Source organism: Planococcus soli (genome assembly GCF_016881065.1).
Classification (GTDB): domain Bacteria; phylum Bacillota; class Bacilli; order Bacillales_A; family Planococcaceae; genus Planococcus; species Planococcus soli.
Window position 1 is genome coordinate 24039 of the sequence record NZ_WXYN01000015.1, and the last position, 25496, is coordinate 49534.

Genomic DNA, 25496 nt, shown 5'->3' on the forward strand with positions numbered 1-25496 from the left:
AGATTGGATTTGGAAAGGATGTTTTGGAATGAACCCGATTGAACAAATTTTAAATCACTTCCCGATCCTCATTCTTGACGGGGCAATGGCTACAGAGCTGGAAAACTACGGCTGTAATTTAAATGACCGTTTGTGGTCGGCAAAAGTATTAATGGAAAATCCGGAGCTGATCAAAAAAGTTCACTCGGACTATTTCCAGGCCGGTGCAGACTGCGCCATCACCGCCAGCTACCAGGCAACCATCAGAGGATATAAAGAAAGAGGGCTGACCGAAGAGGAAGCAGTCGGCTTGATCCAAAGGTCCGTCCAACTTGCAGCAGAAGCCCGGGATGAGTTTTGGGGAGAGTTGGAAGATCAGTCGAACAGACCGAAACCGTTAGTTGCTGCATCTGTCGGCCCGTACGGCGCTTTTTTGTCGGATGGCTCTGAATACCGCGGCGACTATTCGGTAAGCGAAGCAGAACTGGTGGCTTTCCATAAGGACCGAATCGAGGTATTGATCGATGCGGGTGCAGACATTTTAGCATGTGAAACCATTCCCTGCCTGGCAGAAGCTAAAGCCATCGTTAAGGTATTAAAAGAATTTCCGGATGTTTATGCGTGGTTCAGTTTTAGTGCGAAAGATGAACATCATATAAGCGACGGAGAAAAGATCTCCAATTGTGCACAGTGGCTGGATGAACAGGATCAAGTGGCCGCAATCGGCATCAACTGTTCAGCACCTCATATTATTGAGTCGCTGATTACTGAAGTAAGAAGCCAGACTGCGAAGCCAATCATTGTTTATCCAAATTCAGGCGAAGAATACGACCCGACAAGCAAAACATGGGGAGAAGGATCTTCAGCAAATCAGTTTGCCTCTAGCACACAACGCTGGCATGAAGCGGGTGCCCAGATCATCGGAGGGTGCTGCAGAACAACTCCTGAGGACATTGCAGGCATTGCCGCTTGGGCTCGTAAATGAAATAGTTTTAAAGGGATCAAGGCAGCCATGTGGCAGCTTTGATCTCTTTTTGTTTCATCTCTTGAATTCTAAAGAAAGCAAGCAGAGGTTGCACCCAGATGCGCCTAGAACTATCTTTACTTTATATCGCTGTTTCTTAATACTGAAATTAGAAGGAAAGGCGAGTGAGACTATGGTTTTCAGTGAACGCTTGAAAAGTGAAAGAGAAAAGAAGGGGTGGTCGCAGGCGGATCTGGCAGACAAGATTCACGTTAGCCGGCAATCCGTTTCAAAATGGGAAACTGGAAAAAACTACCCAAGCATTGAAGTGATCATCAATTTGAGTGATTTGTTTGGCGTGACGATAGACGAGCTTTTAAGGAGTGATGAAGAATTGAAGGACAAAGTGATTCAAGACAGTAAGCAGCTGGCGCACCCAAAGTGGAAATTTTTTTGTGATAGTGTGTTTATGCTAGGAGTCTTTTTACTAGTGTCGAAAATCATCATTTTCGCATCGAATTACTTTTTCGGAACATCTGTTGTGATACCAGAAGGCGTGCCAAGATTTCTCTCAAACTTCCTGCCATTATTTTTGATGGTGGCTGGCGGTATTGGTTCGGATTATTTTAAAGATAAGTATGTTTGAATAGAACCGCCTAAAACTTTGATGCCAAAGTGTTTTAGGTGGTTTTTAAGTATGGAAGGGTCAAAAGCTTTTCTAGCCAAGCTTAATCTTCTCCCGAGACAAGTTTGACATCTTTTTTCTCTGGGAAGGCATTCCTGTATAATTTGTTGAATAAACATAAAGTGCAGTTTACTTTATTGAAGCTTCGAGTTTTTCAGGCATAAATGTCAACTTGTCAAAAGGAGACGATAAAATCAAACAACTCTATATCAAACAAAGGGTATTCAGCTTAAGCGGCAAATTTACGGTGAAGGATCAAGAGCAGAATGATGTTTATTATGTGGAAGGCAGCTTTATGCAAATTCCGAAGACCTTCGCCATCATGAACACAAAGAGAGATGAAGTCGCGCTCATCACCAAAAAGACTTTCAGTTTCCTGCCTAAGTTTTTTGTAGAGGTCAATGGCCAGGAACGCTTAACGATTAAGAAGGAATTTTCCATATTCAAGGCGCGCTATACGATTGACGGCACCGGCATCGAGATTCGCGGAAACTGGTGGGATATGGATTTTCAAATATTGCAGCATGGAGAAGTGGTTGGCCAGGTGAACAAGGAATGGTTCAGCTGGGGCGACAGCTACAAAGTGGAGATTCTGGATGAAGAGATGGAGGCGGTTGTCATCGCCGTTGTTGTGGCGATCGATTGTGTGAAAGCCGATCAGGCGGCTGCAGCTTCCGGAGGTTCTGCGTAATTTAACGTCCGCTGGCGAAATTGAGTTTCAGCTATTCAAAAAATATCAGTTAAAAAGAAGCGATTTCCTGGCCATTAAATGGCTGCCGGAATGGCTTCTTTTTTTATTGTTCAATATTAAAAAATCATTTCTCTTTTCTTAAGAAAAACTTTAAAAATGCTGATTATACTTTACTTATCCCTTGAAGAAAGACCTGCCGATCCAAAAACCAAATAAAATAATTATTGCTAGGAGGAAGAAAAATGAATGATTCAATCATCTTCACCATCGATTCTACTTACATCCTGTTGCCGGCGTTTCTGCTTTTTCTTATTTACTTGCTTGTTGCCACCTTTTTAAAGAAAAACTATGCTGTTGGCCAATTTACGCTAATGCTGTCTTTTGCCATTTATTTTTTAACTATGATGCATTTGGTGTTTTTCCCAATTGAAGTGAATCTCGGTGAATACCGAAACCTGACACCGTGGTACAAATCAACCAACTTTATTCCGGTCTTGACGATTGATGTGAAGACCTTCGTATTGAACATCATCATGCTGGTGCCCTTCGGCATGTACTTGCCGTTTTTGAGCCGGAAAATCCGGTCTGTTAAACAGGCAGCCCGCCTTGGATTTTATGTTAGTTTATCGTTTGAACTCACCCAATTAGCTATCCGGATCTTGCTCGGAAGCGGAAGAAGTACTGATATCAATGATTTGATTGCGAATACATTAGGGGCTGTGATAGGGTTTCTACTAATAAGGCAGATTTTAAGAATTTCACAGGCTCAAACCGTTTTCCATAAGTTCAGCTTGGAAAAAAGAGCCGGAATAGATTGATAGAATGGATCTTATAGAGGGGGAGAACAAGCGTGGGCAAAACTATTTTGATTGTTGACGATGACCGTGATATTGCGGGGCTGGCAGAGATCTATTTACGAAATGAAGGGTATGATGTCCAGCAGGCGCAGGATGGACTAGAGGCATTGGCAGTCATCGAACGTGCCTCTATCGATCTGATCGTTCTGGATGTTATGATGCCGCGCATGGACGGTTTGGAGTTTTGCCGGCAAGTGCGGGCAACCAGCCAGGTGCCGATTCTCATGCTCAGTGCCAAGGTGCAGGACATGGACAAAATCACCGGCCTCATGACGGGTGCGGATGATTACATGACCAAACCGTTTAATCCCCTGGAATTGAATGCTCGGGTAAAAGGCTTGCTGCGGCGCGCAAGCTATAGTTTGCCAGACAAGGAACAGGAAAGCATCCAGATCCATTCCTGGAAAATCGACAAAAAGGGCCACGGCGTCAGTATACATGGCAAGGAAATCAAATTGACTTCCAGTGAATTTGATATCTTATATTTACTTGCTAAAAACCAAGGCTCCGTCTTTAGCTCGGAGGAAATTTTCAGGCGGCTGTGGCAGGAAGACAGTATAGGATCAAATAAAACAGTTATGGTGCACATAAAGAATCTTCGGGATAAGATGCAAGCAGCCAGTCCTGGGGAAGCTCTGGTTCAAACTGTTTGGGGAGTAGGCTACAAAATTGAAAAAAGTCATTAAGTTTCTTCCATTATGGAAATTGCTACTGTATATCGTTCTGGCAGTCTTACTGACAGCTGTAACTGCTCAAGTCCTTATTTTTGCGCTGTATTTTCTGGAAACACAATCTTCCCGCCTCGCAGATTTTATCGAGCTGAGCAGCTCTTTTGGTTTGATGCCTTTCATTCTATTATGTTTTCTGCCATTCGCTCTATTCTTATCCTTTTTTTATCTTTTTGAGCGGCAAAGATATATGGAAAGTATGTTGAAGAACATGATGAAAGAAATGGAAAGCATCGCAAAAGGGCAGTTTGATCAGGCACTGACAATTGAAGATGAAGGGGTGATAGGGGAATTAGCGGAAAAAGTGAATCAGATCATCCTGCAACTAGAAGAAGCGAAAGCCGAGCAAAAAAAAGCGGCTGAGATAAAGAACGATTTGATCACCAATGTCGCCCACGACCTTCGTTCGCCCTTAACTTCAATTGTCGGCTATTTGGATTTGATCAACGAAGACCGGTATAAAAGTGAAGTAGAGCTCAGGTATTACATTCAGATCATCCATCAGAAATCTCATGAACTCAACAAATTACTTAATGATTTATTCGAGTACACCCTGGTGCAGAATAAAGAAGCGCTGGTCAACGAAGTGCCGATCAATCTGGAGGAAATGATGAACCAATTATCCGTTCAGTTCCAGTTCCAGCTTAAAGAAGAAGGAATGGAGATGCGGCAGCACTTTTCATTCACGGAAAGGCCGTTTGTCATGGGAGAAGGACCAAAGCTGGCAAGAGTATTTGGAAATCTGATCGAAAATGCCATCCGGTATGGCAAAGAAGGGAAGTATATTGACCTCTCGGTAAAAGAATCGGAAGAACTTATCGAAATCGAAATAGCTAACTATGGCCAGGCTATCCCAAGCATCGATTTGCCCTACCTATTCGAACGGTTCTATAGAGTCGAAAAATCACGTTCCCAGTATACAGGCGGTTCAGGATTAGGCTTAGCAATTGTAAAAAGCATTTTGGAATTGCATGGCGGCCAAATCAGAGCAGAAAGCACATTGGGCAAAACCGCTTTTGTGGTAAAACTTCCTAAAAAGAGTGAATGAGCCCTGGTTTCAATACCCAAGTTCCCAATTTAAGATTGCACAGCAGGTTTCTGTAGCAGGCTCAGAGGATTCCGTTGCTTTTTCAGAAAGACTTTCCTGTTTTATGATCTTTGACTATTTTTATGGGATTACTACAATAAAAAAGGCTGTCCTTTCGTCATGCTTCCTGACGAGGGACAGTCTTTTTCTGTAAAACAACACTCTTGTCACGACAAGCCCGACAAAGTTGACTTTCCTTGTTATTGAATGCGCTTCCATCCGAGGTCTATGATAAAGGAACATTATAAGTATAGTTAGAAGGAGAGGATTACATGAACGATTCAAAAATGAAGATTCGCGTGCAGAAGTTCGGAAATTTCCTGAGCTCAATGGTTTTGCCGAATATTGGTGCATTTATTGCATGGGGATTGATTACAGCGCTATTTATCCCGACAGGATTTTTCCCGAATGAAGGTCTTGGCTCATTAGTAGGGCCTATGGTTACCTACATGCTGCCGCTGCTGATCGGTTACACAGGCGGTCGATTGATTTACGACCAACGGGGTGGAGTGGTAGGAACCATCGCGACAATGGGTGTCATTGTCGGGGCTCCTGATACACCAATGTTCCTGGGCGCCATGATTATGGGTCCGCTCGGCGCATACGTTATCAAGAAATTTGACCAATTGATCGAAGGGAAAGTCCGCACCGGTTTTGAAATGCTGGTCAACAACTTTTCTGCCGGAATTCTGGGCGGTGCACTTGCCATTCTAGCATTTCTCGGAATCGGACCGGCTGTGAGTTCGTTTACATCGGTTCTTGTTTCAGGTGTGGACTGGTTGCTTGATGCAGGCTTATTGCCATTAACCAGCATCTTGATCGAACCAGCGAAGATTTTATTCCTGAATAACGCCATCAATCACGGTGTATTGACACCGATCGGGTTGGAGCAAGTTCAGCAGACAGGGAAATCGATTCTGTTCCTTCTGGAAGCGAATCCGGGGCCAGGACTTGGAGTGCTGCTTGGGTTTATGCTTTTTGGAAAAGGCATTGCGAAGCAATCAGCGCCTGGTGCAGCCATCATCCATTTCTTTGGAGGCATTCACGAAATTTATTTCCCGTACGTATTGATGAAGCCGATGCTTTTGTTAGCTGTCATTTTCGGCGGGATGAGCGGAGTCTTTACACTTGTATTAATGGGTGGCGGATTGGTTGCGCCTGCATCACCGGGGAGCATCTTGGCGATTGCAGCGGTTACACCGCCTGAAAGCCTGGCTTATCTGGCCAACTTTGCAGCTGTCTTTGTCGCTACAGCCGTATCATTCGCCATTTCTGCAATCGTTTTGAAATCCAGCAAGCAAACAGATGAAGATATGGAAGAAGCAACAAAGAAAATGGAACAGATGAAAGGCAAGAAAAGTTCTATTTCCCGGGAAATAACGTCACCAGCAGGCGCTGGAAACGGAGTCTTCCCGTCAAATGTACAAAAAATCGTTTTTGCCTGTGATGCCGGAATGGGATCGAGTGCAATGGGCGCTTCTCTTCTGCGCAAGAAAGTGAAAGAAGCTGGACTGGGCGTATCGGTTTCGAATACAGCCATCAGCACGATTCCTGCCGATTCCCAAATTGTCATTACACAGGAAAAACTGACGCCGCGTGCCGAAAACAAGGTGCCGGATGCTTACCATATTTCAGTCGACAACTTCCTATCAAGCCCGGAGTACGACAAACTGATCGACCGTCTTCAAAATGGAGGGACTGGTGATCAGCATGAGCTGGCGGAAGAAAGCGAAGCAGCTGTTCCGCACAATCCAGAAGATGATCAGCTCCTGCTTGAGGAAAATATCTTTATCGGACAGAAATTCCGCACAAAAGAAGACGCAATCCGCTTTGCAGGACAAGCATTGGTCAAAGGCGGATACGTCGAAGAGTCTTATGTGGATGAAATGTTGAAGCGAGAGGAAATAACGACGACTTATATGGGCAACAATGTCGCGATCCCTCATGGAACGGAAGAAGCAAAAAAATCCGTCATCAAGTCAGGCTTTACTGTTGTTCAGGTTCCAAATGGAGTAGACTTTAATGGAGAAAGTGCAAAAATGATTTTTGGCATCGCCGGTAAGGATGGCACGCATTTGGAAATCCTTTCAGGAATCGCCGTCATTTGTGCCGAACAGGACAATGTGGATCAGCTGGTCAATGCAAAAACGGCTAAAGAACTAATGGCCATCATCAACAGCAACTGAATAGCAGCAATAGAAAGGCGGGGATTCCTGCCTTTTTGTTCTATCTGCATTTCCTGGTCTTGAAGAAGGCATCCAAAAGTGAAATGAGTGAGCTGAATGTTTATCACGTTTAGGGAAAAATCCATTATCGAACTGATTGTCAGAACTTCCGGAAAACATACCGTGCATTCGCTGTCTTCATATTTGGATGTCAGTGCCCGGACAATCCAGCGGGACTTAAAATCAGTAGGGAAAATGCTGCAGCAATTTGAACTGGCCGTCGAACGCACGGGAGACGAAGGGCTTTTTATTGCAGGAAAAAATGAACAAGTTTACCGGCTGATCCAAAATCTGATGACAGTCAGTCCGGCAGATGAAACCCCGGAAGAGAGAAAGCTGAAACTGCTGATTATTTTATTGCACGAAGGGCCTTTTTTCAAAAAGCAGGTGCTTGCCGGACAATTGGGGATCAGCACCGCCACCTTGACTGCCTATTTGGATGAGGTAACTGACTGGCTGCGGAAGTTTTCGATTGAGCTGTCGCGGACAAGAGGCGTGGGCGTCGAAGTGGATGGCGAAGAAGCCGACAAGCGCCACGCTCTTGGCAGCTTTATCCTCGCTTACTTCTATGAGGAAATGATCGAGAGTTTGTATTTTCTTCAACAGGGAAAAAGCCAAGAAGAGAACATTCTTGGTTATTTTTCGCCTAAATACTTGGCGGTCGTGGATCAATTGGTGGACCAAAAAATCAACAAGGAACAAACCAGGCTGGCGGACAGCGACTATATCGGATTGGTCGTCTACAGTTGCCTGGCGCTTCAGCGGACAGAAGCTGGATTCATGCTGGAGCCGGGAGACGGGACAGGGAAGGACTCTGACAACGAGTACCGGTTGATGGAAAATGTGAGTGAAGAGTTGCAAGAGCAGCTTTCGGTTCGGCTGACGGACGCCGATGTGCATTTTTTAGCAGTCATTTTGAAAGGCTCGAAAGTGCAGGCGGCGGATTTAGCCTATTACGACAGCGTGCTGCTTGGACGGCTGATAAAAAACTTGATCCGAGATGTTTCAGCGCAGCTTCATGTCGATTTGATCGATGATTTTTCGCTGTACCAGGGGCTGCTTGCGCACATGGGGCCTTCAATCTTCCGGTTAAATCAAAAGCTCGAATCGTTTAATCCGTTGACGGATGAAATCAGGCGGAAATACCCGGTGTTGTTTATGGCGGTCAAGCAGGGATTGGAAAACGAGTTTAAAGATCTCGATTTTTCAGCTGATGAGACAGCTTTTATCGTCCTCCATTTTGGTTCGGCTTTGCTGATGAAGGAAGAAAAGGTCCGAATTGATGCGGTCGTCATTTGTCCGACAGGCATCGGGACTTCGAAAATGCTGGCAAGCCGGATTCAAAAAGAGCTGCCGGAAATCAATTCGGTGGAAATCCTGTCGATCAATGATTTTCAAACGGCACATTTTCAGGATTATGACTTGGTGATTTCAACTATCCGGCTGCCTGTTACAGAAGTCGATTACATTATGGTGAGCCCATTGCTTAGCGATCGGGATATCGGCTATATCGAAAGTTATCTGCAGAACAATGTGGAGAAAATCACCGGGAAACGGCAATACTTAAATCCAGGAAATTCCAGCGGTACCTTGGTACCGAAAGGCCGCCCCGATATCCATCAGGTCCTGCGGGAAATAAAAGAAGTGCAGGCCAGCATAGATGCGATTCTGGCCAATTTCAAGGTCATCCATAAACATCTTGCCACGGATCATTGGGACGTGTTGAAGGAAGTCATTGAACTGGCGAAAAGGGAAGGGCTGATTACAGATTCCGCCTCGGCCATGCAAGAATTGAAAGAGCGGGAAAAGAAAGGCGGATTGGGGATTCCGGATACCAATATGGCGCTTTTTCACTGTCGTGATGATTCGATTCAAAAACCGGTCTTCCAAATCGTCCACTTGGACAATCCACTCCTGGTTAAAGGAATGGACGGCGTAACCATGCCGATGAAAAATCTGCTCTTGATGCTGGCACCCACCGCGCTGACGGGCAGAGAGCAGGAAATATTGAGCTTGATCAGCACCAGTTTGATCGAAAGCGACGTATCGATGATGATTTTCTCCTCCTCGAATGAAAAAGTGATTCGTCAAAAATTAGAAGACATTTTCTTGGAGTATCTACAAAAAAACTTGATAAAGGAATGATGATCAGTGAAACAAACCATTCATTTTGGCGCAGGAAACATTGGCAGAGGATTTATCGGGGCTTTATTTTCCGAATCGGGCTACCACGTAACATTTGTGGATGTTGCAGAGCAGGTTATCAATAAGCTGAACGAAGAAAAAAGTTACAAAGTAAAAATGGCTCAGTCCCAGGAAGAATCCATCACCATTGAAAACGTATCCGGCATTAATAACATGACGAACGAAACCGATGTGATCGACGCGATTCAGCAAGCAACTTATTTAACGACAGCGATTGGCCCGAACATCTTGCCGAGAATCGCACCGCTGATTGCCCGCGGCTTAGCCAAGCGCGTAGCGGAAACAGATGATAAGATTTACGTCATTGCTTGTGAAAACCAAATTGGGGCAACGGATATCCTTAAGCAGCACATCATGGATAATCTTGATGAAGAGGCTAAGAGCCAGTTGGACGGAAAAGTGTATTTCTTTAATTCAGCGGTTGACCGCATTGTTCCGATCCAGGACCAAAGTTCACTGGACGTTCTGGTTGAACCTTATTTCGAATGGGTTGTGGAAACGACTGAAGACATTCCTTCAGTAACCGGCATGAAGATGGTTGAAGACCTTGCTCCGTTCATTGAACGCAAGCTGTTTACAGTAAACACAGGCCATGCCGTAATCGCTTACCTGGGCTATCTTGCTGGAAAGTCCACCATCGACGAAACCTTGGCTGATGACAAGATTGTCGACCAAGTCAGAGAAACACTTAAAGAAACCGGCGCTTATCTGGTGAAGGAATACGGCATCGATGAAGAAGAGCATTTGGCTTATATCAACAAGAACATTGAACGCTTTAAAAATGCCTATTTGAATGATGGCGTGACACGAGTCGGCCGTGCCCCTATCCGTAAACTCGGTCCTGAAGACCGGCTCATCCGTCCTGCAACCCAGGCGCAAAAGGCTGGATTGCCATACACCAACTTAGCCAATGCCATCGCGGCTGCGCTGTTGTTCGATTATCCGGAAGACGAGGAAGCCATGGAAATCCAGGAAGTGATCCGGAAATCCGGACCGGCAGCTGCGCTGAAAACGTTCAGCGGCCTGCCGGAAGACAGTGACATCACTAAAGAAGTCGTTCGCCAGTACGAAACCTTGCAAGCGCAAAAGAACTGAAATAGATAAACTCTAATGGCAGACACCCCCCATGTGTCTGCCATTTGTACGTTTAATAAAGTCCTTAAACTGGAAACGGGCATCTTTCTTTTGTACTGGCACCAAGTGAGGTATACTTGACAGGCAAAACCAGAAGAGTACAATCAAAAAATGTGATATAATTATACAATTGAAGCAGAAAAGGTGCGTTTCGGTTGAACCTGGCTTTTTGTATTATTTGATCAGGAGCAGCTGCACCTATATGCAAATATACGGGATAAGGAAGGTTATAATGGACAACCAACAGAAAAAAAGAAATGTCATCTTAATCGGTGCCGGAGTCATGAGCGCAACTTTAGGCGCCATGCTTAAAGAGCTAGCACCCGATTGGAATATTAAAGTATTTGAAAAACTTGAAAAAGCGGGATCTGAAAGCTCGAACGAATGGAACAATGCCGGAACAGGGCATGCCGCACTTTGCGAGCTTAACTATACGCCGGAACAGGCTGACGGTTCTGTAGACATCAAAAAAGCGATCAGCATCAATGAGCAATTCCAGCTGTCAAGACAGTTTTGGTCGTTTCTTGTAAACAATAAACGCATCAGCAATCCGCAGGACTTTATCATGTCGATTCCTCATATGAGTATGGTACAGGGAGAAGACAATGTTCGATTCTTAAACAAACGGTTTGAAGCATTGTCTAAGAGCCCTCTATTCAAAGGAATGGAGTATTCAGCCGATTCTGCAAAATTGAAGGAATGGATGCCGCTTATCATGGAAGGCCGTACTTCAAATGATGCAATCGCAGCTACAAAAATCGATTCCGGGACTGACGTCAACTTTGGCGCTTTAACGGAAATGCTGTTTGAGTACTTGAAAGAACAGCAGGTCGAAATCAATTACAAGCATGCAGTGAAAGACATCAAACGCAGCGGCGACGGCACTTGGGAAGTAAAAGTGCAGGACCTTGAAAATGATAAAATCGAATATCACAGCGCGGACTTCGTCTTTATTGGGGGCGGCGGCGGAAGCTTGCCATTGCTTCAAAAAACAGGCATTCCGGAATCCAAGCACATTGGCGGATTCCCTGTAAGCGGGATGTTCCTGGTCTGCAACGATCCGGAAATCGTCGAACGGCACCACGCTAAAGTATACGGAAAAGCGAAAGTCGGAGCTCCACCGATGTCAGTTCCGCATTTGGACACGCGCTTTATCGACAACAAGAAATCGTTGTTGTTCGGACCGTTCGCAGGATTTTCGCCGAAGTTCCTGAAAACAGGTTCGAACATGGACTTGATCGGATCTGTAAAACCGAACAACGTCTTCACGATGCTGGCGGCAGGCGCCAAAGAAATGTCCTTAACCAAATACCTTATCCAGCAGGTCATGTTGTCGAATGAAAAACGCGTGGAAGAATTGCGTGAGTTTATTCCGACTGCCAAACTTAAGGATTGGGATGTTGTCGTAGCCGGGCAACGTGTACAGGTCATCAAAGATACGGATAAAGGCAAAGGAACTCTCCAATTTGGTACAGAAATTGTCACTGCTGCAGACGGTTCGGTTGCTGCGTTGCTTGGAGCTTCTCCTGGTGCGTCCACAGCTGTTCATGCGATGCTGGAGATCTTCAAAAAATGCTTCCCGGATGAAGTAGGCGGCTGGGAACCAAAAATCAAAGAAATGATTCCATCTTACGGTGTTTCCTTGTCTGAAAACCCTGAGCTTCTTCAGGAAATTCATACATCAACAGCTAAAGCATTGCAACTGGATGAAAAAAGCCCGATAGAAATCTAAGTTTCATATAAGAATGCATTGTGAAAGCCCCTTTCATCCGAAATGATGAAAGGGGCTTTTTTTGGACAATTTTGTATAATGGCGTATAAACTTTATTTGAATGTCCGTTCGTCTACACAAAAAAATTATTGAAAAAGGAGCTGCAGACCATGAAGAAAACAAATCACTATATCAATACGGTCTTCACGGCACAAGATCCAATTTTGGAGAGCGTTATTTCCTCGATAGAAGAAAATGGCATGCCATCGATTTCGGTATCGCCTTCATCCGGCAAATTGCTAACGATGCTGGTATCAATCTCAGATGCAAAAAATGTTTTAGAAATTGGCGCTCTTGGCGGTTATAGCGGAATTTGCCTGGTTAGAGGGTTCAACAGTAAAGAAGGCAAACTGACTTCTCTTGAACTTGAGGAAAGCTATGCACAATTGGCTTACCGAAATTTGGAGAATGCGGGCTTTGGTGAACAGGTTGCGTATCGGACAGGAGCGGCTTTAGAGAGCCTGGAAAAGCTGGTTGAGGAAAATCGGAAGTTCGACTTTTTCTTTATCGATGCGGACAAAGAAAACTATGAAAATTACTTGAACTATTGCCTGAAGCTGGCAGCGCCTGGCGCTTTGATTGTGGCGGACAATGTACTGGCAGCTGGAACAGTAGTGGATGAGACCATCCAAGCCACACGCAATACCGAAATTATGAAAGCTTTCAATAAAACAGTGGCGAATCATCCACAGCTCGAATCCATGCTGATTCCGGTGGGGGATGGGCTGACCTTATCAAAAGTGAATAACTGAAAAAGAGCGTGCCCAAGTTTAGGCACGCTCTTTTTTCTATAAATCGAAGTTTATCCCAAGTCAGCTTATTTAAAGAATGGTGTTTTCTTCAAAGCAATTGCCACTGGAATGGCGATAATCAGGCCGACAGTATTTTGGACAAGGTTGCCGGGAATAGAAGCTGCCGGAATGATCCAACTGCTGAAAATGATGGCTTCGCCCAAATAGTAAATAGCGACCATTAATGGAATTGACACGACGGCAGCTAAAATGTTGAAGCGTGTACTGCCGCCGTTTCTGCCGCCAGACCAAGCGATTTTACCGACCAGGTAACCTTGCAGGCCTCGCGCCAGGATCGTAATCGGTGCCCACAGCGTCCATCCGGAAACGAGGTCAAACAGGCCCATGCCGACTGCACCGGCAATCAGCCCTTTTTTTGGACCGAACAGGATCGCAATGATAAAGAGCATGGCAGTACCGAGGTGGACAAGGCCGCCGTTTGCCGCAATCGGCAGGCGGATATTCAATAATAACGTGGCAACAAAGACAAGTGCAATGGCCATGGAAGTCAAAACCAAATCAAGAGTGCGGGAATTATTCGCAGGTGAGTAGCTAGTTGTTTTTTGCATTGTCGGTAACCTTCCTATCTTTTCTTTTTCAGATAAGATTAGCAGAGGTGTGGACTAGTTAAAAGTATCAATTCCCAACAAAACTTAGGGGTCAGTTTTGTTTTAGAGCATTTAAATGACCAAAGAAGAGCAGATTGTTAGAAATCGCTGCAGGCATTCGCTGTTTCAACTGCGAAGAGTGAAGCGTCAAATCTCCACTCTAAGTTTGTACTTGTTTCATGATTCCGTTGATCTGGGAATAACCACTATTGCTTCTACGCCAAAGTGATCTGAAATAACGGATTTGTTGCGGTTGTTGAAAATGACGTGAGAAGATCGCACATTTACGGGGCTATTCGCCAAGATCAGATCGATGCGCAAATCTTCTTTGTTGTCATTCCATCCGGTAATTTTTCCTTCGACTGTTGTTCCATGGTCTTTATGTTGTGCCAACTCATACGTATCGTGAAGCCCGTGGCCGATTAAGAAGTCGTATCCCTCTCCTGATAGGGAAGCACTGTTGTTAAAGTCTCCCATCAGAAAAAGCAGGCCATCCTGTTTGACTTGTTGCAGAAGACGTTCTGCCTGCTGCTTAAAAGGTTCTTCCTCGTCGATCCACCAACCCATATGGCAGGAGTAGAAAGAGATCGGAGTACCTGCGCAATCGATTGTAACGCCAACGATTTTTCGCGTTTTCCAGTAATCGATGGCAGTGCTTTGGCTGACGAAAAAAGAGTCTTCTTCTAGAATGGTATGCTTCGTTAAAATGGCGACGCCTTCTTCGTAAATGCCGTAGACCAAGTGGGAAAAACTCCATACAAGCGAATAATTCGAAACACCGATCTTTTCAAGCTCCTGCAGCAGCACGACTCCAAAATTATCTTCCTTAATTTCTCCGTACAGCAGTTTGGCTTTAATTGATTGGTTGACTTCCTGAAGGGCGATGACATCATAATCCTTTTCTTTAATGGTTTCGGCAAAGTGGCGTATTTTGTCATGCTGATTTTCTTCGTGCCATGAGTGGCAATTCAAGGTTAAAACATTCATTTATGCAGCCTCCTGATTTGTTTGTGTATATAAGAAAGCCCAGCTGCATACGGAAATTTTCCGAATGCAGCTGGGCTTTAGTTTGGCTTTCTATCAAACGACAGGTTCGCCATGGATAATTTCCATGATGTCCTGATCCTTGGCTGCTACAGCGCCGGATTTTTTAAGTTTGATCGATTGGCCTTCTTCAAGGTTCGTGAAGACAATCGGCGTAATAATTGACGCCGCTTTTTCAGCGATGTATTCCAAGTCCATCTCCATCAGAAGCTGTCCTTGTTCAACGAGGTCGCCTTGTTCAATATGTGAAGTAAATCCTTCACCTTTCAGATGGACCGTATCAATACCGATGTGGATCAGAATTTCTGTGCCGTTGTCTGCCGCGATGCCGATAGCATGCTTGGTAGGGAAGACCGTAACGACTTTGCCGTTTACCGGCGAATAAACTTTTCCTTCTGTCGGCTTGATGGCGAATCCGTCTCCGACCATTTTGCCTGAGAATACCTGATCCGGAACTTCTGAAATTGGCAGGAGTTCGCCTGTAATCGGGTTGTTGAATTCCAACGGTGTTGCCGATGCAGCTGCATTTTCAGTTGGAGCCGCTGCTTTAGCAGCAGGTCGAGGCGATTTGCCATTGATGATGTCCTGCATTTGTCCGCGCAGGCTGTCCGAGACAGGTCCGAAGATGGCTTGAATGTTGTTGCCGACTTCCATAACACCGGAAGCGCCCAATTTTTTCAATCTCTTCTTATCGACATTGCCTTTGTCCGCTACGCTGACACGCAGGCGCGTGATACAAGCATCGAGGTGTGTAATGTTTTCCTGTCCGCCCATGGCAGCAAGAATTTCATACGGCAGATCGCCGATTTCTTCTGTTTCTTCATCGCCTTCTTCATCTGCTTCACGTCCAGGTGTCATCAAGTTGAACTTCTGGATGGCAAAGCGGAAACCAAAGTAGTAGATGACTGAGAAGACGAGGCCGACAACAATGACCCAGAACCATTCTGTTCTGCCTGGAAGTACCCCAAACAGCAGGAAGTCGATCAGTCCGCCGGAGAATGTCATACCAATCTTCACGTCCAGCAAGTGCATGGTCATAAACGACAGACCTGCAAAAACTGCGTGGATACCGAAAAGAACTGGTGCTACAAACAAGAACGAGAACTCAAGAGGTTCAGTGATTCCTGTAAGGAATGATGTCAAAGCACCTGAAAGCATGATACCGCCGACAAGTTTCTTTTTCTCGGGGCGTGCACAATGGTAGATGGCAAGTGCCGCAGCCGGAAGGCCGAACATCATGAACGGGAATTTACCAGTCATGAATGTGCCGGCTGTAAAGTCTACACCGTCTTGCAGTTGAGCAAAGAAGATGCGTTGATCGCCGCGGATGATTTCACCGGCAGCATTTGTGTATTGGCCAAATTCAAACCAAAACGGTGAGTAGAAAATATGATGCAAACCGAATGGAATCAATGAGCGTTCAATGGTTCCGAAAACGAAAGCTGCAAGCGTGCGGTTTGTTTCCAGCATAAAGTGGGAAAGTGTGTTCAAGCCGGTTTGGGCAAATGGCCAAACCATAAACATGACGATTCCAAGAAAAACAGCAGAGAAGGCCGTAATAATCGGAACAAAGCGCTTTCCTGCGAAGAAACCTAAAAACTGTGGCAATTCGATTTTAAAGAATTTATTGTACATGAAGGCAGCCATTATACCGACGATAATCCCGCCGAATACGCCTGTCTGCAATGTTGGAATTCCCAATACATTGGCATATGCCGGGTCAGCGGTCATTTCCATGGTAATTCCACCAAAAGCTTTCATTGTGACGTTCATGATCAAGTAACCGATGATCGCAGCAAGTCCCGCTACTCCATCACCACCGGCAAGGCCGATTGCGACACCTACAGCAAACAGTAAAGGCAGGTTGTCGAAAATAACGCCGCCGGCTTCCGCCATAACGAATAATAATTGCTGAATCCAGTCAGCTCCCATAAACGGAACCGCTTCCAAAAATGAGTCTTGTGCAAAGCTGGTACCAAAAGCCAATAGGATACCGGCAGCAGGCAACAGTGCCACGGGCAGCATGAGGGCTTTACCAACTTTTTGCAATGTGCCGAACAAATTGAATGACATGTGATTTCCTCCTCGTTGTTTTGAATATAGAACAGGCCAATTGAATACAAAAAGGCATGAGCAGAAAAGGGAAAAGTCGATAAGAGGGCAGAATCGTCCTAAGCGTCAACTTTTGCATCTTTTCATACTCATGCCTGATCGAATCAGTAACACGTATGGTCAGAATTTATGTGTCAAGCGTTGCAGATGAATGGTCAAATACATGACTTCAGCTTCATCCACAGGCTTATTCAATTGGTTTTGCATAACTTTAATGAGCTTCCAAGCAAGATTATAGCATACAGGATATTCACTTTTCAACATAGCCGCCAATTTATTTTCTTCTCCCAGCGGGTCTCCTTTATCGGCGCGGTCGATGGCACGGTGAAGGTGCTGGATAAGGCGGTGGTAGTCGATATTGTCTTTTTCCAAATGGATGTCCAGGCTGTCTTCGATGATTCCAACCATTTTCGAAATTAAAGTATGGTAGCGGTTGATGTCGCGCAAAGACTTGTCGGTAACGGCGCTGTGGACATGAAGCGCAATAAAGCCGATTTCCCCTTCCGGAAACGAAACCCCTGTCCGCTCTTCCACTTTTTGGACCACTTCTTTGGCCACCATATATTCTTTGGGATACAGCGACTCGATCTCAAACAAGAAAGGATTGGAGAACTGGATCCCTTTTTTTGCCCGGTTAATGGCAAAAGCGATATGGTCTGTCAGCGCCACGTGGATGTGTTCATTCAGCTCCTTGCCCATTTTTTCTTCGATAAACAGCAGCAGCTCGTGAATAAAGGCAATGAGTTTCTCCTCGATATGAGGAAGCAGATTGACGTACTGCTCCATTTCCTTTTCATCCTGCAGCAAAAAGGTTTTGTCTGCTTCATCGAATGGAACAGAATCTCCCTTTTTCCGGTTAAAGCCAAGGCCATTGCCGATCAATACGGCTTCTTTGTACATGTCATTGCTGGCAATGACGACATTGTTATTCAATACTTTTTGTATGGTCAAGATCTGTTTCATTTAAGCCTCCATCTGCCTCCGGATTTTATTGCCGGTCTGACTGGCATCACAACCGATTTTCCTGCAATCTATAGAAGCCCTTTAGAAGCAGCTTGTTAAACGTGGTGGACGCAATGCTTCCTGAAATGGAGAAGAGCCGCGTGATTCAAGCGGATCCTTTCGCCATCGGCACATAAAAAATCTGAAAATTTCTCTGTCTCTTATTCTAGCATTTCTTTGCTTTCTGCAATAGGTATTAAACTGGCGGATCCAATAAGAGTTGCTGCACTTTCGTTGAGTTTAAAAAAAGCAAGGCGTATACTGAGGCTAAATCAATTGTATTTAACATCAGGAGGTAATGGAGTGGCAGTTAACCCTAAAGCCGTCTTTTTGGATATGGACGGGACTATTTTAAATCATACAAACGAAGTAAGCATGGATACGAAAGAAATCATAGATGAACTGCGAAGCGCAGGAGTTTTCGTTTTTATCGCAACAGGAAGATCTGCGGATGAACTGGCGGAAATGCTTCCGGAAGGATTTGCGGTGGACGGCATCATCACCGCAAATGGCATGGCCGGATATATCGGCGAAGAAGTGGTGTTTGAGCATGCACTGCCGATGGATTTGGTGGAAACCGTTTTAACGAAGGCGCGGGAACGCGAAATCTACTACGAACTTTTCCCGCATAGAGAACCGCGGTTGGTGCTGGAGCAGGATAAGGCGTTTATTGAAGCTGCCGTTCGGGATCCCAAACCCGATTCCGTGCAGATCAATGAATGGATTTCACGCCAAAAAGCGATCGAAGAGGAAATTGAATGGACAGACGAAATTACAGGCAGTCATTTTTCCAAGTTTTACTTTTTCGCAAGAACCCGCGATGAAATCAATGACTGGAAAATTGAATTGAAGTTACTGCAGGAAAACATGGAATTTTCGATGACACCCTCATCTCCGCATAACGCCGAAGTGATGGTAGCAGGCGTCAGCAAAGCATCGGGCATTGCCCAGATGCTGGAACGGTTCGGCTTGACCGGCTGCGAGACACTGGCGATCGGGGACAGCGACAACGATGTCAAGATGTTCGAATATGTCAGCCACGCCGTAGCGATGAAAAATGCGGCAGAGCATATCCAAGAGTTAGTGGATGAAGTAACAGAGTTTAGCTGCGATGAAAATGGCGTCTACCATTACTTGAAAACGAAAGTATGGGCTCAATTGGAAGCAAAAGCATCAAAAGCGTAAAGCGAATAACAAAAATCCCCCAAAACGGCCACTGCAAGGTGAGCGTTTTGGGGGATTTGAATTTATACAGTGTTTTTTGTCAGCAAACTGAATCGTTGGATTTAGGTACCGACAGTCCGAACAGTGGACGAAGGTACAAAGCAACGAACGTTCCAGCCAAAGCCAGGATGCCCCAAATATAGCCGTGAAGGCTGAACGAAGCAATGCCGCCAAAGTAAGCGCCGATGTTGCAGCCGAATGCCAGACGGGCACCATAGCCCATCAGCAGGCCGCCGATAACAGAAGCAAAGAAATTGCCCACGCGCACTTTGGTGAATTTGAACAAGCCACCGGCTGCTGAAGCAACGAACGCCCCGATGATAACACCGAAGTTTAAAATCGTGGTGGAATCTGCAAAGATCGAAGCTTCAAGCATGGCCGCATTGGCGCCTTGCCAATATCCCCAGCTTGCTACGTCAACGCCGAACAGCTCAGCGATTTTTGATCCCCAAAGAGCAAAGGCAGATGTAATGCCCCATGGTGTTCCACGAACCATTAATGTTAAAGCATTTAAAACGGCCAGGACAATCGCAGCTGCAAATAACGGCCATGAGCCGCGGAAAATCCGTCTCCAGCCAGATGCGGATGGGACAGGCGCCATTTTTGGTGCACGTCTTTTTTTCTCGATAACCACGCTGATTAAGGCAATCAAACCGAAAATGACAATCGATACAAGCCAAGCCCCGCCATAGCCGAGTCCAGTAGACGTTGCCAATGAAATTGGTTCAAATGCCGGCATTTCTTCAGTCCAGAATGGCAGGTGGTAAGCACCGATTGTCGTTCCGATAATGAAGAACAACAAAGTAACAAACATAACGGTACGTCCGCCGCCGATTGCATACAAGGTGCCGGAAGCACAGCCGCCGCCTAGCTGCATGCCAATCCCGAAGATGAAGGCACCAACGACCAGGCTGACGCCAACTGGCGAAACATAGCCGGCAACTTCGGTTCCGAAGAACGAGTAGCCGTACGCCAAGATTGGCGCAAACAACGTTACGGCTACGGCCAGCATGAGCATATGCGAACGCATTGCCTGTCCGTTGCCGACAGAAGCCAGGCGCCGGAATGCTGAAGTAAAACCGAAACGTGCGTGGAATAGGGTATAGCCGAGCAACAGTCCGATGATCAGCAGGATTGGCTGGGAAACGTGCTGAGTAGCCAGTAAATAAACCATCAATAAGGCTGCAACGGCCAGTCCACCGACAATCAACGGAACTTGAGGATTGTTTAAAGCTGTATCTTGCCGTGCAACGGGGTCTTGTGCGTCGTTGACCGGTTGAACTTTCGTAATTGAAGTCATGAAACCATCCTTTTCTTAGTGAGTTAGTCGGGAATACTCCGTTATCATAATGCTTGAGCTTTTCGGTGTCAAAAGAAAATGCTTCAGAACCTTGGTTTCCGGGCATTTTGAAAGCGAAAAGCTCTTTGGAGAAAATTTACTATATATGTTGTACTAAAGAAAACAGCTTTTTCCCATCGCTTTGGCCACCCGTCTTCTTGCTTCGCCTTACCCTTGGACGCGCCGGCGCTAAGAGATAGAGTGAATTCGAAGTGAGCCTCTGTTTTCTCACTGTAATCATAAAGGATATGGAGCAAATCAGCGGAGACTCCCAAGGGAGCAGCGCAGCGATGCAGCGGCATACAAGAAATCCACTCGGGCCAAGAGCCCGAGTTAGTTCGGCGCAAGCCCTTGGCAGCTGGCACCGCGACGTCCTGCCGCGCCAGCTGCATGACCCGCATCCTGCGGGCCCGAAAGCGGAGCTGATTTGTGGAATATCAACAGGCGAAAATCATTAGTTCAAAATATATAGAAATAACTTTGACTGATAAAATGGAAAAGAGAGAGTGGGCACTTCCTATAGATAAGCACTTAAAAACGAAAAGCGTTCGGGATGGGTGTATACTTATAAAATAGTTAAAACAAGTGCGTGTTTGGAGGAAAATGGATGTTCACTGATATTACAGTAAAAGAATTGATTCCTTTAAGTGAAAAGAAAAAGATGGTGCTGATCGATGTCAGGTCGCCATCCGAATTTCAAAATTTCTCGATTCCCGAGAGCATCAATATTCCATTTTTTGATGATGCAGAACGTGCCGAGATTGGCACTCTTTATAAACAGGCAAGTGTAGAAGCAGCCAAAGTGCGCGGTCTTGAAATTATATCCGCTAAGTTGCCCGAATTTGTTCGGCAGTTTAAACAGATTGAGGGCAATAAAACAGTGTTTTGCTGGCGCGGCGGCATGCGCAGCCGAACAACCGCCACCCTGTTGTCGCTGATGGACGTTCACGTCAACCGGCTGGAGGGCGGGATCCGTGAATACCGCAGATGGGTCATCAATCAGCTTGAGCAGCCGGAAGCTCCTTTTAAAGCGTATGTATTAAATGGCTTGACCGGAACAGGCAAAACAAGAATTTTAAAAGCCTTGGAAAAGCAGGGCTACCCTGTTATCGATTTGGAGGGGCTGGCCAATCACAAAGGATCGATTTTCGGCCATATCGGCGTGGAGCCGAACAACCAAAAAAAATTCGATTCGCTGTTCGTTCAGCAATTCCGTGAACTCCAAAAGGCGCCTTTCGTGCTGTTTGAAGCGGAAAGTGCGCGGATTGGCAAAGTGGTCATCCCCAATTGGGTGACGGAACTGAAAGCCAACAGCGTCCAGCTTATCATTGATATGCCGATGGAGGAACGAATCAAAGAAATTATCGAAGATTACCGTCCCGTGGAATACCAGGCCGAATGCATCGCCGCCTTCCAACGGATCAAAACACGGATGCCGCAAGATATTTCAAAACAGATCGAATCGGATCTGGAAACCGGTGAATTCGACTCTGCCGTGCGCTTGCTGCTGGAGTATTATTACGATTCCCGCTACAAGCATACGGGCCTTCAATACCCGGATCAGCAAAAAAAGATGCTGCAGGTCCAAAACTTGGAAGAAGCCATTGAAGCGATCAAGAGGCAGATTCCGGAGATTGAGAAGTCTCCGGCAGGCAATGTGGGTTAAACTGAAAAAATCATTTTTCACGTACAGAAAATCCCTTCAACTTTCGTGTTGAAGGGATTTTCTTTCTTCACCATTGATGAGCGAGTAGCGAAGTTGATTAGCTGCACGCAGTCAGAGATAATGGAGGGAACCGACAAACCCTACGCCATTGTCTCCAGGATTCAGCCATCTTAGAAAGGAACTGCCCTTATGAACTTTTCACTTAATGAAACAAAAATAAAAAAATTATGCGGGCAGGCTGCTTACAAAAAAGGCCGTGCTTTTATTCAGGCCGGCAAAATCCGTCTGATGCCGGATGCCAATGAAGACCGGCTCATCAAAGGCATTGTTACCGGGCGCAATGAATTCCATGTCAGCGTCAGGCAGGAATCTGATGGAGAAGTCCTGGCTTCCTGCAGCTGTCCGCCGGTCGGTTTTGTAAAGACTTACTGCCATCACATTGCCGGTGTTTTGCTGGCCATTGATGATATGCAGCAACGCGAAAACCCCACTACCAAAATGCTGGATGTGTTTGCGCGGCAAACCGCAGGCGCAAAAGGCAGGCGGCAGTATTTTGACAAGCGCCAAACGCTTCAAGTGGAATTCAGCATCCTGCCGGTCCCATTGGATGGAGCAGGCTATGTGCTCGGTCTGCGGCTTGCAGTTGGAACAGAGGAACTTGAAGCCATAGGGAATATTGCCGACTTTCTGGCGGCCGTAAAGATGGAAGATTCTTATACAGAATCACCGGCCTTCCACTATTCACCGCAGCATCGCCTGCAGGAAGAAAACGAAAAGGTTCTTACTTACTTGGCAAAAACACGGATGACAGGGGCTGGAAAGAGAGAAGAGGCAGACATGCTGGTCCTGGCTGCTTCAGATTGGGAGCGGCTTCTGCCATTGCTGCAGGCTTCACCTAACGTTAAGCTTGTCGGTGTGGGACGGATTACGGAAGGCCTCCGCATTGAAAAAGAGCTGCCGCTGTCTTTTCATTTTGATCAAAACCGTTTGGGCGGCTTTCGGCTGGACGTTGAAGGGTTGGAGAGTGTGCTCATTCTGAAAGCATACGACATGGCTGCTGCAGACGGTGCCTTGGTCTATTTGGCTGAAGAAGATACCCGGCGCCTGGTGGAACTGAAGAAATTGCTGCCGGGATCCAGTGATCAGCTGCTCATTCCGGCAGAGGACATGGACCATTTCATGGCTACGGTCGTCCCAGGGCTGGAGCGTTTAGGAAAAGTTCACATTGCCGATGCCGTAGCCGAACGGCTGGTGGAAACCCCTCTTCGCGCTAAATTGTATCTTGACCGCATCAAACACCGGCTGCTGGCCGGGGTGGAATTCCATTATGGCCATTTGGTCATCAATCCCTGTGAAGAACCGGAAGACGACTTCCGCCATTACCCGGGGATTCGCCGGCAGCGCCAGCAGGAGCAGGAAATCCTGCGGATCATGAAAGACAGCGCCTTTATACAAACTGATGGCGGCTTCTATATGCAGGACGAAGAATTGGAATACCATTTTCTGTACCACGTGATTCCCGTACTGGAAGAGCTGATGCAGATTTATGCGACGACTGCCGTTAAGCTGCGTGTTCAAAAAAGTTACGGTGGTCCGAAAGTGAAAGTTGAAATCAGCGAGCGCACCGACTGGCTGGAGTTCCGCTTTGATCTTCAGGACGTTCCGGAAGCGGAAATCAAAAAGATTTTGAAAGCGTTAGAAGAAAAGCGGCCGTATTATCGGATCCCTAACGGTACGTTAATGTCGCTCGAGACAGCTGAGTTCATGGAATTAAGCGATTTCCTGCGTGAATTGGATGTCACTGCGGCTAATTTCGGACGTGAGGAAATCCGGGTGCCGCTGATCCATGGGCTGCATTTGGCAGCTTCGTTGGATGACGGGCAACTGCTCGATCCAGGTGCCAATTTTGCTCATTTGCTGCAAAACTTGACTCAACCGGACGAGTTGGCAACTGATATACCGGAAAGTTTGAATGGGGTGCTGCGTGATTACCAGGAAGCCGGTTTCCGCTGGCTCAAGCTGCTGGCAACGTATAAATTCGGCGGAATTTTGGCTGATGACATGGGGCTCGGCAAAACCTTGCAAAGCATTGCCTTTATCGTTTCGGTGCTGCCGAATATTCGCAAACTGCAGAAGCCTGTGCTGGTAGTCGCCCCTTCATCGCTTGTCTACAACTGGCTGAATGAACTGGAGAAGTTTGCACCCAGCGTGAAAGCCGCAATCATTGATGGCAATAAAACACAAAGAGCCGCATCCATCCAAAAAACACAAGGCTTGGATGTGGTCATCACTTCCTATCCATCGCTCCGCATGGACCAGGTGCTGTACCGGAACCACAGTTTCCACAGTTTGTTTTTGGACGAAGCACAGGCTTTTAAAAATCCAGTTACCCAAACGGCAAAAGCGGTCAAGGACATTCAGGCGGATTACCGGTTCGCACTGACGGGCACGCCAATCGAAAATTCGCTGGATGAATTGTGGTCGATTTTCAATGTGGTGTTTCCGGAACTGCTGCCGAATCGCCGGCTGTTCAGCGAAATGAGGCGCGACAGCATCAAAAAACGGGTCCGCCCGTTTATCCTGCGCCGCATCAAGGCGGATGTCTTAACCGAGCTGCCGGATAAAGTGGAAACGATGCATTTTTCGGAGCTGCAAAAAGAGCAGAAGAAATTATATGCGGCTTACTTAGCCGAATTAAAACAGGATGCACTAAAGCACCTGAACAAAGACAGTTTTCAGAAAAACCGTATCCGGATTCTGGCAGGGCTGACGAGGCTGCGCCAATTGTGCTGCCATCCCGCGCTGTTTGTCGAAGGCTATGATGGCGGGTCCGCCAAATTTGATCAGCTGATGGAGCTTGTAGAGGAATGCCGCCTATCTGGCCGGCGTGTGCTGGTGTTTTCACAATTTACGCAAATGCTTGGCATTATTGGCCATCAATTGGCAAGAGAAGGTGTGCCTTACTTTTACCTGGATGGCCAGACACCGCCGATAGAGCGGGTGGACCTCTGCCGCCGTTTCAATGAAGGGCAAGGAGAATTGTTTTTGATTTCCCTGAAAGCTGGCGGGACCGGCCTGAATTTGACCGGAGCCGATACGGTTATCTTATATGACCTTTGGTGGAATCCCGCAGTCGAACAGCAAGCCGCTGACCGGGCTCATCGCATGGGGCAGAAAAAAGAAGTCCAAGTCATTCGGCTCGTCGCCAAAGGCACCATTGAAGAAAAAATCAATGAACTGCAGATGAAAAAGAAGAATTTGATCGATGATGTGATCCAGTCAGGGGAAGAACCGCTGAAAGCGATGACGGCCGATGACATACGGGAAATTTTGACGATGTAGACTGCCTATTTCGGCTGCCGGACTGCAGATGGCCTCTTCCGA

20 protein-coding genes are annotated in these 25496 nt (G+C 46.3%); 15 read left to right on the top strand and 5 right to left on the bottom strand.

Features of this window, described 5'->3' with window-relative positions:
* Positions 1-28 precede the first annotated feature (28 nt).
* The 11 genes from mmuM (at position 29) to GJB59_RS07540 (ending at position 13078) form a co-directional block, all read left to right on the top strand.
* The gene (mmuM, locus tag GJB59_RS07490) at positions 29-964 is read left to right on the top strand and encodes a homocysteine S-methyltransferase (RefSeq protein ID WP_142830414.1); all 936 of its coding nucleotides are present in this window, start codon (positions 29-31) and stop codon (positions 962-964) included.
* Positions 965-1136: 172 nt separating this feature from the next.
* Positions 1137-1589 (top strand): helix-turn-helix domain-containing protein, encoded by a 453-nt coding sequence (locus GJB59_RS07495; RefSeq protein WP_142830412.1) that lies wholly within the window; start codon positions 1137-1139, stop codon positions 1587-1589.
* Positions 1590-1821: 232 nt separating this feature from the next.
* On the top strand, positions 1822-2319 hold the full coding sequence (locus GJB59_RS07500) for an LURP-one-related/scramblase family protein (protein WP_142830457.1): 498 nt from the start codon (positions 1822-1824) through the stop codon (positions 2317-2319).
* Between the two features lie 242 nt (positions 2320-2561).
* Positions 2562-3137 carry a VanZ family protein gene (locus tag GJB59_RS07505; RefSeq protein ID WP_142830410.1) on the top strand — a complete coding sequence of 192 codons (576 nt, stop codon included), beginning with the start codon at positions 2562-2564 and terminating at the stop codon, positions 3135-3137.
* Between the two features lie 32 nt (positions 3138-3169).
* Positions 3170-3862 carry a response regulator transcription factor gene (locus GJB59_RS07510; RefSeq protein WP_142830408.1) on the top strand — a complete coding sequence of 231 codons (693 nt, stop codon included), beginning with the start codon at positions 3170-3172 and terminating at the stop codon, positions 3860-3862.
* Positions 3846-4952, top strand: coding sequence for a sensor histidine kinase (locus tag GJB59_RS07515; RefSeq protein WP_142830406.1), 1107 nt, complete (start codon positions 3846-3848; stop codon positions 4950-4952). The genes GJB59_RS07510 and GJB59_RS07515 overlap by 17 nt, the downstream gene beginning before the upstream one ends.
* Positions 4953-5263: 311 nt before the next feature.
* The gene (locus tag GJB59_RS07520; RefSeq protein ID WP_142830404.1) at positions 5264-7177 is read left to right on the top strand and encodes a PTS mannitol transporter subunit IICBA; all 1914 of its coding nucleotides are present in this window, start codon (positions 5264-5266) and stop codon (positions 7175-7177) included.
* Positions 7178-7273: 96 nt separating this feature from the next.
* The gene (locus GJB59_RS07525) at positions 7274-9361 is read left to right on the top strand and encodes a BglG family transcription antiterminator (protein WP_142830401.1); all 2088 of its coding nucleotides are present in this window, start codon (positions 7274-7276) and stop codon (positions 9359-9361) included.
* 6 nt (positions 9362-9367) lie between these two features.
* On the top strand, positions 9368-10516 hold the full coding sequence (locus tag GJB59_RS07530; RefSeq protein ID WP_142830399.1) for a mannitol-1-phosphate 5-dehydrogenase: 1149 nt from the start codon (positions 9368-9370) through the stop codon (positions 10514-10516).
* A 271-nt stretch (positions 10517-10787) separates the two neighbouring features.
* On the top strand, positions 10788-12287 hold the full coding sequence (locus GJB59_RS07535) for a malate:quinone oxidoreductase (protein ID WP_142830397.1): 1500 nt from the start codon (positions 10788-10790) through the stop codon (positions 12285-12287).
* 149 nt (positions 12288-12436) lie between these two features.
* Positions 12437-13078 carry an O-methyltransferase gene (locus tag GJB59_RS07540; RefSeq protein WP_142830395.1) on the top strand — a complete coding sequence of 214 codons (642 nt, stop codon included), beginning with the start codon at positions 12437-12439 and terminating at the stop codon, positions 13076-13078.
* Positions 13079-13143: 65 nt separating this feature from the next.
* Here GJB59_RS07540 and GJB59_RS07545 read toward each other — a convergent pair whose 3' ends face one another.
* From GJB59_RS07545 to glcT, 4 genes are all read right to left on the bottom strand, one after another.
* Positions 13144-13686, bottom strand: a complete 543-nt coding sequence (locus tag GJB59_RS07545) for an ECF transporter S component (RefSeq protein ID WP_142830393.1) — start codon at positions 13684-13686, stop codon at positions 13144-13146.
* Between the two features lie 216 nt (positions 13687-13902).
* Positions 13903-14712: an endonuclease/exonuclease/phosphatase family protein gene (locus GJB59_RS07550; RefSeq protein WP_142830391.1), complete on the bottom strand. Its 810-nt coding sequence runs from the start codon at positions 14710-14712 to the stop codon at positions 13903-13905.
* A gap of 93 nt (positions 14713-14805) precedes the next feature.
* Positions 14806-16842, bottom strand: a complete 2037-nt coding sequence (gene ptsG / locus GJB59_RS07555) for a glucose-specific PTS transporter subunit IIBC (RefSeq protein WP_142830389.1) — start codon at positions 16840-16842, stop codon at positions 14806-14808.
* Positions 16843-17001: 159 nt separating this feature from the next.
* Positions 17002-17844, bottom strand: coding sequence for a glucose PTS transporter transcription antiterminator GlcT (gene glcT, locus GJB59_RS07560; RefSeq protein ID WP_142830386.1), 843 nt, complete (start codon positions 17842-17844; stop codon positions 17002-17004).
* 342 nt (positions 17845-18186) lie between these two features.
* Between glcT and GJB59_RS07565 the strand changes: the two genes are divergently transcribed.
* Positions 18187-19068 carry a Cof-type HAD-IIB family hydrolase gene (locus GJB59_RS07565; protein WP_142830384.1) on the top strand — a complete coding sequence of 294 codons (882 nt, stop codon included), beginning with the start codon at positions 18187-18189 and terminating at the stop codon, positions 19066-19068.
* A 79-nt stretch (positions 19069-19147) separates the two neighbouring features.
* Here GJB59_RS07565 and GJB59_RS07570 read toward each other — a convergent pair whose 3' ends face one another.
* Positions 19148-20407 carry a YeeE/YedE family protein gene (locus GJB59_RS07570; protein WP_142830382.1) on the bottom strand — a complete coding sequence of 420 codons (1260 nt, stop codon included), beginning with the start codon at positions 20405-20407 and terminating at the stop codon, positions 19148-19150.
* A gap of 329 nt (positions 20408-20736) precedes the next feature.
* Between GJB59_RS07570 and GJB59_RS07575 the strand changes: the two genes are divergently transcribed.
* The 3 genes from GJB59_RS07575 to GJB59_RS07585 all read left to right on the top strand — a co-directional run bounded on the left by GJB59_RS07575 (position 20737) and on the right by GJB59_RS07585 (position 25454).
* Entirely contained in the window at positions 20737-20904 is a 168-nt protein-coding gene (locus tag GJB59_RS07575) for a hypothetical protein (RefSeq protein ID WP_185960127.1), read from the top strand.
* A gap of 149 nt (positions 20905-21053) precedes the next feature.
* Positions 21054-22112, top strand: a complete 1059-nt coding sequence (mnmH, locus tag GJB59_RS07580) for a tRNA 2-selenouridine(34) synthase MnmH (RefSeq protein ID WP_142830380.1) — start codon at positions 21054-21056, stop codon at positions 22110-22112.
* Positions 22113-22301: 189 nt separating this feature from the next.
* Positions 22302-25454 (top strand): DEAD/DEAH box helicase, encoded by a 3153-nt coding sequence (locus tag GJB59_RS07585; RefSeq protein WP_142830378.1) that lies wholly within the window; start codon positions 22302-22304, stop codon positions 25452-25454.
* Positions 25455-25496: the final 42 nt, after the last annotated feature.

Excerpts from the sequence above, each read along its gene's own strand:
- GJB59_RS07575 (WP_185960127.1), top strand. The coding sequence starts at position 20,737 with ATGCAGCGGCATACAAGAAATCCACTCGGGCCAAGAGCCCGAGTTAGT.
- GJB59_RS07495 (WP_142830412.1), top strand. The coding sequence starts at position 1,137 with ATGGTTTTCAGTGAACGCTTGAAAAGTGAAAGAGAAAAGAAGGGGTGG.
- GJB59_RS07550 (WP_142830391.1), bottom strand. The coding sequence starts at position 14,712 with ATGAATGTTTTAACCTTGAATTGCCACTCATGGCACGAAGAAAATCAG.
- glcT (WP_142830386.1), bottom strand. The coding sequence starts at position 17,844 with ATGAAACAGATCTTGACCATACAAAAAGTATTGAATAACAATGTCGTC.
- GJB59_RS07505 (WP_142830410.1), top strand. The coding sequence starts at position 2,562 with ATGAATGATTCAATCATCTTCACCATCGATTCTACTTACATCCTGTTG.
- mmuM (WP_142830414.1), top strand. The coding sequence starts at position 29 with ATGAACCCGATTGAACAAATTTTAAATCACTTCCCGATCCTCATTCTT.
- mnmH (WP_142830380.1), top strand. The coding sequence starts at position 21,054 with ATGTTCACTGATATTACAGTAAAAGAATTGATTCCTTTAAGTGAAAAG.
- GJB59_RS07525 (WP_142830401.1), top strand. The coding sequence starts at position 7,274 with ATGTTTATCACGTTTAGGGAAAAATCCATTATCGAACTGATTGTCAGA.
- GJB59_RS07585 (WP_142830378.1), top strand. The coding sequence starts at position 22,302 with ATGAACTTTTCACTTAATGAAACAAAAATAAAAAAATTATGCGGGCAG.
- GJB59_RS07520 (WP_142830404.1), top strand. The coding sequence starts at position 5,264 with ATGAACGATTCAAAAATGAAGATTCGCGTGCAGAAGTTCGGAAATTTC.
- GJB59_RS07570 (WP_142830382.1), bottom strand. The coding sequence starts at position 20,407 with ATGACTTCAATTACGAAAGTTCAACCGGTCAACGACGCACAAGACCCC.
- ptsG (WP_142830389.1), bottom strand. The coding sequence starts at position 16,842 with ATGTCATTCAATTTGTTCGGCACATTGCAAAAAGTTGGTAAAGCCCTC.
- GJB59_RS07540 (WP_142830395.1), top strand. The coding sequence starts at position 12,437 with ATGAAGAAAACAAATCACTATATCAATACGGTCTTCACGGCACAAGAT.
- GJB59_RS07535 (WP_142830397.1), top strand. The coding sequence starts at position 10,788 with ATGGACAACCAACAGAAAAAAAGAAATGTCATCTTAATCGGTGCCGGA.
- GJB59_RS07545 (WP_142830393.1), bottom strand. The coding sequence starts at position 13,686 with ATGCAAAAAACAACTAGCTACTCACCTGCGAATAATTCCCGCACTCTT.